Genomic DNA, 10,703 nt, shown 5'->3' on the forward strand with positions numbered 1-10,703 from the left:
AAAGTAATCACCGTAAGTATACTTATCGCGTTAAAGGCCAAGGCAAATATTGGTCTGAAGCTGGTGCCGAAGGCATGCTTCGAATTCTAACTTGCATCAAGAATGGAGACTTAGAAGAATGGCTCAACAGTGATTTTGAAACGAGCAAACTAATTAGCTTAGACCGTAAGAAATTACAAGCCGCAGCTAGAGATAGTTTGAGAATCCGTCACGAAATCCATACCGGTATTCAACACGGAGCCTTAACAGCAGCAGTAGTTGGTGGCAGCTATTTAAGTAAATTCAATCGGATGTTAAATCACATAAATTATTAAGAAATTAAGGTCAGACTAATGGTTTTTGAGTAACCGCAAAAACTTTGACACTTACAAGTTAAGTGCTTAATTAGTTAAGCGGTTTTTCTTATGCTAAAATTAGCTTAAGGAGAATTTTATTATGAAGTGGATTGCAAATATTGAAAAAATAGGTAAAAAAGCTGTCGATGTGAAAGATGGCATGGTAATTTTATTTGGTGTCGGTGCTAATCAAGATTTGGAAGATGTTTCAGTTATCCAAAAGTTTGATACTGACACTCCTGTAAGTAGTTTTGTCTTTAAAAAAGGCGACACGATCACAATTGATGGGCAAACTTACATTGCCAATTATGTTGGTCCGATGGTTGAAAGTAATATGAAAGCCTTGGGCCATGCAACCTTATTCTTTAATCGTCCGGTATCTAAAACACCATTGGCTAATGCGGTTTACTTTGATCCAGATCCTGCTCAAGCAATGCCGGTCTTCAAAGTTGATGATGAAATTGTGTATGAACATATTTAGTAGGATAGATTGATGGAGCGTAGAAAAAGCGCAAAGAAGCAAACTTTTTTTGAAAAGTGGTTTTTAAATAACCGTTTTAGCATTATTTTGTTTAATCTCTTGTTGTTCTTCCTAATTATTTGGGTCTTCAACAAGATTTCTTTTGTTCTAAATCCCGCTTGGGTCTTTATTAGTGCGATTTTACCGCCAGTAGTATTAGCGATTGTGCAATATTACATTATGAATCCGGTGGTTGATTGGCTTGAAAAAAGGTGGCGCGTACCACGGCTGTTGACGATCATTGTTTTGTTCTTACTAGTTGTGATTGCCTTAATTTGGATTATTAATACAATTATCCCTATTGTGCAGGGACAGGTTAATGCGTTGATTAAGAACTGGCCCCATATTTGGGATGATGCTGTTAATGCAACCCAAAACGCCTTAAGAGATCCGCGCTTGCATAGTGTGCGTGGCAATATTAATCACATGATTGATAATACTCAGAAGACTTTATTTAAGTCAGGGCAAGACACAATTAATGCCACGATTGGCAATATTTCGTCAGCTGTTAGCATCATTACAATGATTGCTATGACGCTAATGACAGCTCCATTTATCTTATTCTTCATGTTGAAAGATGGACGTGAGTTGCGTCCTTACATTACCAAGTTTGCGCCCCAACGTTGGCAAGAAAGTTTTAGTCAATTGTTGTATGACATTAACAATGCCTTAGCTTCATATATTCGTGGACAAATCACCGTTGCCTTTTGGGTTGGCGTGATGTTTGCAGTTGGCTATGGCATCATTAAGTTGCCTTATGGCTATGCTTTAGCAATCTTAGCTGGCTTTTTAAACCTCATTCCTTATTTCGGTACTTTTATTGCTTTTATTCCCGCAATTGTGATCGGGATCATGACTTCGGTACCGATGCTGATCAAAGTGCTAGTTGTTTTTGCAATTGAACAATTGATCGAAGGCAGAGTGATTAGTCCAATGGTAATGGGGAATAAACTTGAAATGCATCCTATTACTACTATTTTGCTTTTGATCGGAGCTAGTGCTGTTTGGGGACTTTGGGGCGTTGTTTTTGGCATTCCTATTTATGCGATTCTTAAAATTATCGTCTCACGGGTTTATAAATATTACCGTAAAGCTTCTGAAGTGTTTGATGATGAAGATGAACCAACCACGGAAGATGGGACTTCAGAACAGAAGACTAATTCGTAAAAAAAGAAGCGTGGTCGTTAGTTGCCACGCTTTTTAGTTAGAAATTTAATAATTTGTTCGCTTGTTTAAGCTGCTATTCTTCGCTAAGCTCATGTTTGGTTAGGCGATAGCATAGAAAGGGATAAATATGACCAATCACGTAGTATTATATGAACCATTAATGCCCGCTAACACTGGTAACATTGCCCGGACTTGTGCAGGGACCAATACCGTGTTAGATTTAATTGAACCGCTCGGCTTTCAAATCGATAATAAGAAGATGAAACGAGCAGGTCTGGATTATTGGGATAAAGTTGATATTCGGATGCATGATGATTTAAATGCATTTCTTAAGACTTTAAAACCAACAGATGAAATGTACTTAATTTCTAAGTTTTCATCTAAGAATTATGCTCAAGTTGATTATACTGATCCTAATAAAGATTATTACTTTGTCTTCGGCAAAGAAACTACGGGCTTACCTGAGACTTTTATGCGGGAATACTATGACCGTAATCTTCGGATTCCAATGTCAGACAATATTCGCTGCTACAATTTGTCTAATTCAGTGGCAATGGTCTTGTTAGAAGCCCTTCGTCAACAAGGTTTTCCAAATTTGGAAACTAGTCATCATTATGAAAATGATAAATTGAAGGATGATTATAATCGCCCTGAAAGATATGAAAGAAATTTAGGAAGTGAAGAATAATGGATTTTGAACGTGAAACTGATGTTGTCGTTCGCTCATTTCATTATGATTTAAATGAGGAACCAAAAATCAAAGATGAAGTTAATGTTGCTTTTCGTAAAGCAGCTAAGCAAAATGAGGATGGCACCACTGATGATGGTGGTGATAGTAGTTATTTTGAAGTTGCTGTCCAGTTTGAAGTTGCACCGGCTCCAGGTGAATTTACGGTTAGTGGCCAAATTAGTCAAATCGTAAAATTAGAAAACTATCGTGGTGATGGACAAGACTTATCAAGTGATGATTATAAGTTATTAAGTCGTCCATTAGTTGAATATATTGAAACTTTAACTTACGAAGTTACGCAAATTACTTTGGATCAACCAGTCAACTTAAACTTTAAAGCTAACTTTTAGGGAGAGTTAGATGCCTAAAAGAAAAAAGACTGCTAGTAAGCGTAAAAGCAGTAAGAAAAAACAAGAGCAGGCTTTATATTGGGTAACGACTGGAATTATTCAAATTTTATTAGCTGTTTTGGCTTTTACTAAGGTCGGCTGGCTAGGTAAAGAAATCGCCAATGTCATTCGCTTGTTTTTTGGTGATTCTTATTTGTTGGCTGCCGCTTTATTAGCGCTATTTGGTCTGGTGATGGTAATTTATAATCAACCAGCTCATTTGAAGTTTAAACGCAGTTGTGGCTTAGCCTTAGCAATTTTTGGTATTTTATTACTGCAGAGTGGTAATTACTTTGCCCATGAACAGGTCTACAGTGGTTTCATGAATGCTTTTTGGCATGAGATGGCTAATGAATTTGCCCGCGCAGGAGTCACCTTATCTGTAGGTGGAGGCTTATTTGGTGCAATTGGCTTTCAACTGGGCTATCCGCTACTTGGATTAATTGGCATTCGAGTATTGGCAATCCTGTTTTTACCAATTGGGGTGTTAATGTTCTTTGACGTTAAGTACCGGACCATTGTTGAAAAGTTTCAATCTTTTAGTCAGCTGTTCATTAAAAAGAACAAAGAGGCTGGAATTAAGCTAAAAGATAAATATGGAGAATTGCGCGAAAAGCAGGAACAGAAAAAGCAAGAAAAAGAATCTAATCGTGATCAATTGCAGGACCCACTTGCTGCTAATGAAGATGAAATCTTTCCTAATGTTAGTGACTTTTCAGCTGCAGCCAGTGCGCCTGATGAAGAGGAAAATACTGATGATGAGATTAGTGTCCCTGAAGTTGTTACTGGCGCAGAAGATGAGCCAGAACCAACCAAACCTAGCTTTTATTCTGATGATCAGCCAACAGCTCAACCGCAAATTCAAGTTGCTCCGCCTGTCAAAGAAGAAGCGGCAGATACTTTACCGAAGCCGCACGTTTTTGATGAAGAAGATCAAAAAGTTAAGCAAGAACTTGAAGATGTTGATCATGGCGAACTTAAAACTGAAACTAAAGCCAATCCCACCTACCGCAAACCACCTTTAACTTTGCTTGATCCGATTAAGAATACTGATCAAAGTACAGATAAGGACTTAATTCAAAAGAATACGCAAACTTTGCAAGCCACTTTTAAGAGTTTTGGTGTCAAAGTTATCATTAAAAAAGCGATTTTAGGACCAACGATTACGCGCTATGAAGTTCAACCCGCAGTTGGGGTTAAGGTTAGTCGGATTGTTAATTTATCTGATGATTTAGCTTTGGCTTTAGCTGCAAAAGATATCAGAATTGAAGCCCCAATTCCAGGTAAGCCTTTTATCGGAATTGAAGTTCCTAATCGCACGACCTCAGTTGTTTCTTTTAAAGATGTAATGGAGCATCAGGATCAAAAGGCTAAACAAAATGCAATGGTCGTTCCACTGGGAAAGGATGTTGCTGGCCAAACTATCTCGGCTAATTTGGCTAAAATGCCGCACCTCTTAATTGCAGGATCGACTGGTTCAGGTAAGTCAGTGGCAATTAATACCATTTTGACTAGTATTTTGATGAAGGCACGACCAGAAGAGGTGAAGTTAGTTTTAATTGATCCTAAGATGGTGGAGCTTTCTGTCTATAATGGCGTACCACATTTATTAATTCCTGTGGTAACTGATGCTAAGCTTGCGGCTAATGCCTTACATAAAGTCGTTAAAGAAATGGAGCGACGCTACAAGCTGTTTGCAGCCAGTGGTTCACGGAATATGGGTGAATATAACGAAAAAGTCGCTGAAAACAATCGTGATAAGTCAAAGCCGGTTATGCAAGCATTGCCATACATCTTGGTCGTGGTTGACGAATTAAGTGACTTGATGATGGTCGGAGGCCATGATGTGGAAGGCGCAATTGTGCGTTTAGGTCAAATGGCTAGAGCTGCTGGAATTCATATGATCTTGGCAACTCAGCGTCCAAGTGTTGACGTAATTACTGGTTTAATTAAGGCCAATGTTCCATCGAGAATTTCTTTTGCTGTTTCTAGTGGAGTTGATTCAAGAACTATTCTTGATCAAACTGGTGCTGAGAAATTGTTGGGACGAGGCGACATGCTCTATATGCCAATTGGTGCTTCTAAGCCTGAACGAATTCAAGGAGCTTATATTACTAGTGAAGAAGTCGAAAAAGTTATTTCTTGGGTAAAAGAGCAGCAACAAGCTGAATATAACCAAGAAATGATGCCACAAAAAGGTAGCGAAAGTAGTAATGATGATCAAAACGATGATCCTGAAGATGAATACTATGATCAAGCAGTCGAATTAGTGCGTAAGCAACAAACTGCCAGTGTTTCAATGCTACAGCGCCGCTTTAGAATTGGGTATAATCGCGCGGCCAGAATTGTTGATGAGATGGAAGCCAAAGGTATTGTTGGTCCATCTGAAGGTTCCAAGCCACGACAAGTGCTTGTGCCACCGGAAAAGGATGAAAATAAGAATGCTCAATAGGAATGTCAAAATTCAAAAAAATCAGAAATTTACAACAGCCACTATTGGCTGTTTTTTGCGTTTACCGTTAACCCAAAGAAATCTGGCGATAACCAGTTTACTAGCGCGAATGCAAATGAATGCCAGTAAAGCCTATCCAAGTATTCCCTTGCAACAGCGGGCACTTTCTGAAGCTTATGATATGCAAGTTGAAATTGTGCCACAATTGTTTGGTAATGCTTTAATTTATAGTTACATTATTAATTTTATCGAGCCGCGAGTGGTGCTAGATCCGGATTATACTTATGCTGAAATTATCACAAAAATCCGAGAAGTAATTTCTGTACCACTGCTAGATGAAGATCTAATGAACTTTTCTAAAGCGCAAATTTTGACGAGTTATCAGGAATTGATAGAAGAACCCTCTAATTATGCTTTAGATCGTTTCTTTAAGATCTGGTACAAAGATCAGCCTGATTACGCTGATAATTTTATTGGGTCACCGGAGATGATCAAAGATATTTCGGTTGGTGCTTTAGACAAATTTATTGATAAAGATTTACGAGTACAACCAGGGTTAATGATTGGTTGGGCCCATGATAATCAATTGGTGACGGATTTATTGAATCACGAGTTTAGATCAAAAATTTTGGAAAAGGATTTTGCTAAGCAACAACTAAGTATTCCTGCTCCAATTTTAGAGACTAGAGACGAGGAAGAACAAGGCAACTTACAGGCTCAATTATTGTTAGGCTATGGTTATCATCAAGGTCTAAAGATAGATGGTCAAATTATTGGTTCAGTTTTTAGTCAATATTTAGCTGGGGATCAGTCATCTAAATTATTTACTGAAGTAAGGGAAAAGTTAGGTGCAGCATATGATATTGAAGCTAATAATTACGCCAACAATTGTCTGTTTTTAGTTTCAGCTGGATTAGATCCAGAAAAGGTTAAGCCCGCTGAGCAAATTATTAAAGCTGAAATTCAAAAAATTGCTGAAGGTCAAATTGATCTAGATTTACTGAAAAAAGCTAAAAAGAGTCTGCTTAACACGCGCTTGATTGGGCAAGATCAAGAAGGCTGGCAATTGGCTCAAATGCTTCGTTCAAATTTATTTACTGATTATGATCTAGTTGATCATGATCAAAAGATTAAGACAGTTACACCAACTATGTTGAAACGATTTGCTCAAAATCTATTTTTAAATGAAAGTTATGTTTTAAAATGATTGCACCAAAAATTATTAAAAGAAAATATCCTTCTGGCTTTGAAGCAGAGATTCTACTAAGACCACATTTTAAACAACACTTCTTTGGCATTATTATTGATTTTGGCAGTAGTGATCCACAGAAGCTAGCTGGATCAGCTCACTTTTTAGAGCACAAGTTATTTGCTAAAAAAGAAGGTGATCTGTCTCAGGCCTTTGAAAAGTTAGGCGCAGACGTTAATGCTTTTACTTCTTTCAATGAAACGATGTTTTATTGCAGTGGAGTTGATCAAATGCCTAAATTATTAGAGCTTTTATTTCGTTTAGTGGGAGAACCATATTTTACTAAGCAAAATGTGGCTAATGAACAGCCAATCATTCAACAAGAATTAGCCATGTATCAAGATGAACCTAATTGGGCGATCAATAATGCTTTAATGACAGAAATGTTTGGAAACTCTAATTTAGGGATCGATGTCGCTGGAACTGCTAAATCAATTAAAGCAATTAATGCCCAAAGCTTACTTGCAGTTTATCGGGAAAATTATTTACCAAGTAAAATGCATTTCATTGCTTGCGGTGATTTTTCTGCTTATCAACAAAAGAATATCTTGCAAATCGTTGGTAAGTTGCAGAAAAAGTATTTTACTAATGACGGTCAGGTTAAATTGGATCATAAGCAAGAAAAGGGTCAATTACGGGACTTAACTTTACCTAGTCAAGGACAATCTAATGTGTTTGGAGTAGGTATTCGGTTAAAAAACTTTAAGAAAGTCTTAGCAAGTCTTGATTTGGCTCAAATTCTGTTAGAAATAATGTTAGAATCAAAATTAAGTGTAATGAGTCCGTGGTTTGCACGAATGAAAGAAAGACAACTTTTGAGTAATCCATTACAAATTTCGGTAAATTATACTCGGCAAGGCAACTTTGTCACGATTTTTGGCACTAGTTCAAAAAGTGAAGAAGTAATTGACGCAATTAAGGCAGAAGTTCAACATTCCTTAAAAACAGATGATTTAGCATTTGCTAAAAGGTTCTTGGCGCTGCAAAAGAAGGAATGGTTGGCACAAAATGCTCGCAGTCTTAATAATTTATCTTATCTAGCGGTGGAAACTGCCGAAGAAAGCTTAGATGGTGAAGATAGTTTCGCTAATTTTAATAAATTGCAAACTATGGGTTTTGAGCAATATGTTGATTATTGTGATGACTTAATGCGTGGAGCTGAAATTTGTTCGGCACGTTTAAGCAGAAAAGAGGAAGATGAAGCGTGAGAAGAGCGATCGTATTTGGTGCGACCGGTGGAATTGGACAAAGTATTTGTCATAGTTTAGCCGCCGCAGGCTGGTCATTTTATGTGCATTGCAATCAAAATTGGGATGCAGCTTGTCAATTGAGTCAAGAGTTAATGCAAGAATTTCCGCAACAAGACTTTATGCCCATTAAGCTAGACTTTTTGGCAAAGGATGATGAGTTAAAACAGTTTACGCAGCATCTTTTACCAATTAATGCAGTGGTTTTTGCGCAAGGGATTACCAATTATAGTTTTTTAGGAGAACAGAAATTAAGTGAAATTGAACGTATAATTCAAGTCAATTTAACTGTTCCAATCAAGCTAACGAAATTACTTGAAGCGCAATTAATTAAGCAGGACTTCAGTCGAATTGTTTACTTAGGATCTGTTTATGGCGGACAAGGAAGTGCCTTAGAAAGTGTTTATAGCGCAACTAAGGCAGGATTAACCCGCTTCAGTCAAGCTTATGCGCGTGAAGTTGCTTCAGCGGGCTTAACTGTCAATGTCGTTGCTCCTGGTGCAGTTGACACTCCAATGAATGCGATGTTTTCACCGGAAACGATGCAAGAAGTAAAAGCAGAAATTCCTGCAGGTCGGTTAGCTCAAGGAGAAGATATTGCTTTCTGGGTAAAAACTTTACTTGATGAACGAAGCTCATATTGTACAGGTCAAACAATTTACGTGACTGGTGGTTGGCTTTTATAACGTAATGAGTTAGAATGTCGGTTTTATGGTATACTCAAATTGTTAAACTAAAATTTTGAAGAGGTAAATATGGCAGATATCGGAGATAAATTACGTAGTGCCAGAGAGGCTAAAGGACTTTCGATTGCAGATATTGAAAAAGCAACCAAGATTCAAAGTAGATATCTGACAGCAATCGAGCAAAATGAATTTGATAAACTCCCTGGGGATTTTTATGTAAGAGCGTTTATTAGACAATATGCTCAAATTGTTGGCTTAGATGGTAAAGAGTTATTGAGTGAATATCACCAAGATGTTCCTGAAGCTAAGCCTGATGAATATGTAGAAAACTCAATCGATAATAAGAGCGAGGAAGTTAGAGAAACCACTAATAATAAAAAAGATTTGTGGAAAAATTACTTACCTCGAATCGCGATTGGGCTTGGAGTAATTATTGTTTTACTAGTTGTTTATGTGCTTTATGCACACCTGTCTTCTAATAATACTAATAATACGGCCGACAACAGTAACGTCACTGTGTCTTCACAAAGTTCTTCATCTAAGAAGAAGATCAAGCCAGTTGTGAAGAAGAGTAAAGTTAAGGTTAGAAAAGTTGGCGATAACCAATACCGTATTACTGGTATGAAGAAGAACCGTCGCTTGGTTATCAAGGCTGGCGATCAAACAATTAATGCTAGTGTTGCAATTAATGGTGTTGTTCAATGGCAACAAAGTTTGACTTCTGCGCAAAAGCATACTTTGGTGATTCCGAAGGATGCTCAAACTGTAGTTGTTACTTTAGGTAATGACAATGGTACTTCTGTCAAGGTTGCTGGTAAGCGAATTCCTTACGTTCCAACTGGTAGTTACTTACGGTTAACTTTGTTAATTGGTAAGGAAAAGAAGGCTAATACTCAAAGTAATAGTAATAACGACAGCAATACTAATAATGGCTATAACAATTCTTCTTCATCTACTCAACAAAGTAGTAATACCCAAAGAAGTAGCCGGACTGAACAAAGTAGTCGTCAATCTTCTACTACACAAAGCAGTAGTCAACAACAATCCAGCAGCGCTGCCAACAACAATGCTAATAACGATGGTGGTAACACCAATAACAATAATGGTGGTCAAGACAACCATTAGTTTTTAAGCTGAAAAAAGTGTTTTAGAGGAGAAAAAATAGAATGAATTTACCTAATAAATTGACGATGTTCCGCATCTTTATGATTCCGGTATTTATGTTGCTCGTGATTTTTAGAGGAGCAACTGGTGGCTATACCGCTCCAACTGGTATTATGGCAGGTCAAACAGTTTCTTGGTTACAAGTAATTGCAATGGTTGTCTTTGCGGTTGCTTCAGCTACTGACTGGCTTGATGGACACATTGCTCGTGCTAATAATTTGGTAACTAACTTTGGTAAATTTGCTGATCCTTTGGCAGATAAGATGTTAACTATGACAGCATTTATCTTCTTAGTTTCACTTAACTTAGCTCCAGCTTGGGTAGTGGCAATTATTGTCTGCCGTGAATTGGCTGTAACTGGTTTACGTTTAATCGTTGTGGAAAACGACGGTGAAGTTATTGCTGCTAAGATGCCTGGTAAGATCAAGACCACTGCTCAAATGTTAGCTATCATCTTTTTATTATTGGGTGATCCATTCTACATCGGTACTGTTTTACTTTACATTGCTTTGATTTTTGCTATTTACTCTGGTTACGATTACTTCCATTCTTCATGGAGTGTCTTCAAGGGTTCAATGTAATTAAAGAAAAATTTTAATTTAAAATCGCTAGAACAATCAGTTCTGGCGATTTTTTTGTAAGCGTAAAAAACTGAAGTATCTTTCTTAGCTCCCATTTTTCGGCTATTCTTATCTCATAGACTTAAGGAGGCAAAGAATATGCTTGAAAAGAAGCAGCCAATTGTGGCTCTAGATCGTCCACAA

At 37.5% G+C, this 10,703-nt stretch carries 10 protein-coding genes and 1 pseudogene; all 11 read left to right on the forward strand.

All coding sequences use genetic code 11. The features are described 5' to 3' along the window. Window positions 1–314 (forward strand): annotated as a pseudogene (locus tag EJK17_RS10435) (ISLre2 family transposase); the annotation flags it as partial. Between the two features lie 121 nt (window positions 315–435). Beyond that, window positions 436–816 carry a PTS glucitol/sorbitol transporter subunit IIA gene (locus EJK17_RS10440; protein ID WP_103662601.1) on the forward strand — a complete coding sequence of 127 codons (381 nt, stop codon included), beginning with the start codon at window positions 436–438 and terminating at the stop codon, window positions 814–816. Window positions 817–828: 12 nt separating this feature from the next. Further along, window positions 829–2,022, forward strand: coding sequence for an AI-2E family transporter (locus EJK17_RS10445; RefSeq protein WP_103662600.1), 1,194 nt, complete (start codon window positions 829–831; stop codon window positions 2,020–2,022). A gap of 127 nt (window positions 2,023–2,149) precedes the next feature. Further along, the gene (locus EJK17_RS10450) at window positions 2,150–2,710 is read left to right on the forward strand and encodes a tRNA (cytidine(34)-2'-O)-methyltransferase (protein ID WP_103662599.1); all 561 of its coding nucleotides are present in this window, start codon (window positions 2,150–2,152) and stop codon (window positions 2,708–2,710) included. After that, window positions 2,710–3,102 (forward strand): DUF1149 family protein, encoded by a 393-nt coding sequence (locus tag EJK17_RS10455; protein WP_103662598.1) that lies wholly within the window; start codon window positions 2,710–2,712, stop codon window positions 3,100–3,102. Before EJK17_RS10450 ends, EJK17_RS10455 begins: the two co-directional genes overlap by 1 nt. 10 nt (window positions 3,103–3,112) lie before the next feature. Beyond that, complete coding sequence (locus EJK17_RS10460; protein WP_103662597.1) at window positions 3,113–5,593, forward strand: DNA translocase FtsK; 2,481 nt, start codon at window positions 3,113–3,115, stop codon at window positions 5,591–5,593. Then, window positions 5,583–6,800, forward strand: a complete 1,218-nt coding sequence (locus EJK17_RS10465) for a M16 family metallopeptidase (RefSeq protein WP_127796413.1) — start codon at window positions 5,583–5,585, stop codon at window positions 6,798–6,800. Before EJK17_RS10460 ends, EJK17_RS10465 begins: the two co-directional genes overlap by 11 nt. Continuing rightward, window positions 6,797–8,050, forward strand: a complete 1,254-nt coding sequence (locus tag EJK17_RS10470; RefSeq protein WP_127796414.1) for a M16 family metallopeptidase — start codon at window positions 6,797–6,799, stop codon at window positions 8,048–8,050. The genes EJK17_RS10465 and EJK17_RS10470 overlap by 4 nt, the downstream gene beginning before the upstream one ends. Continuing rightward, window positions 8,047–8,775 (forward strand): elongation factor P 5-aminopentanone reductase, encoded by a 729-nt coding sequence (ymfI, locus tag EJK17_RS10475; protein WP_103662594.1) that lies wholly within the window; start codon window positions 8,047–8,049, stop codon window positions 8,773–8,775. Before EJK17_RS10470 ends, ymfI begins: the two co-directional genes overlap by 4 nt. A 69-nt stretch (window positions 8,776–8,844) precedes the next feature. Then, window positions 8,845–9,900 carry a helix-turn-helix domain-containing protein gene (locus tag EJK17_RS10480; RefSeq protein WP_103662593.1) on the forward strand — a complete coding sequence of 352 codons (1,056 nt, stop codon included), beginning with the start codon at window positions 8,845–8,847 and terminating at the stop codon, window positions 9,898–9,900. A 41-nt stretch (window positions 9,901–9,941) separates the two neighbouring features. Beyond that, window positions 9,942–10,520, forward strand: coding sequence for a CDP-diacylglycerol--glycerol-3-phosphate 3-phosphatidyltransferase (gene pgsA / locus EJK17_RS10485; RefSeq protein ID WP_103662592.1), 579 nt, complete (start codon window positions 9,942–9,944; stop codon window positions 10,518–10,520). Window positions 10,521–10,703: the final 183 nt, after the last annotated feature.

Source organism: Lactobacillus xujianguonis, assembly GCF_004009905.1.
GTDB lineage: Bacteria > Bacillota > Bacilli > Lactobacillales > Lactobacillaceae > Lactobacillus > Lactobacillus xujianguonis.

Excerpts from the sequence above, each read along its gene's own strand:
- EJK17_RS10440 (WP_103662601.1), top strand. The coding sequence starts at position 436 with ATGAAGTGGATTGCAAATATTGAAAAAATAGGTAAAAAAGCTGTCGAT.
- EJK17_RS10445 (WP_103662600.1), top strand. The coding sequence starts at position 829 with ATGGAGCGTAGAAAAAGCGCAAAGAAGCAAACTTTTTTTGAAAAGTGG.
- EJK17_RS10450 (WP_103662599.1), top strand. The coding sequence starts at position 2,150 with ATGACCAATCACGTAGTATTATATGAACCATTAATGCCCGCTAACACT.
- EJK17_RS10455 (WP_103662598.1), top strand. The coding sequence starts at position 2,710 with ATGGATTTTGAACGTGAAACTGATGTTGTCGTTCGCTCATTTCATTAT.
- EJK17_RS10460 (WP_103662597.1), top strand. The coding sequence starts at position 3,113 with ATGCCTAAAAGAAAAAAGACTGCTAGTAAGCGTAAAAGCAGTAAGAAA.
- EJK17_RS10465 (WP_127796413.1), top strand. The coding sequence starts at position 5,583 with ATGCTCAATAGGAATGTCAAAATTCAAAAAAATCAGAAATTTACAACA.
- EJK17_RS10470 (WP_127796414.1), top strand. The coding sequence starts at position 6,797 with ATGATTGCACCAAAAATTATTAAAAGAAAATATCCTTCTGGCTTTGAA.
- EJK17_RS10480 (WP_103662593.1), top strand. The coding sequence starts at position 8,845 with ATGGCAGATATCGGAGATAAATTACGTAGTGCCAGAGAGGCTAAAGGA.
- pgsA (WP_103662592.1), top strand. The coding sequence starts at position 9,942 with ATGAATTTACCTAATAAATTGACGATGTTCCGCATCTTTATGATTCCG.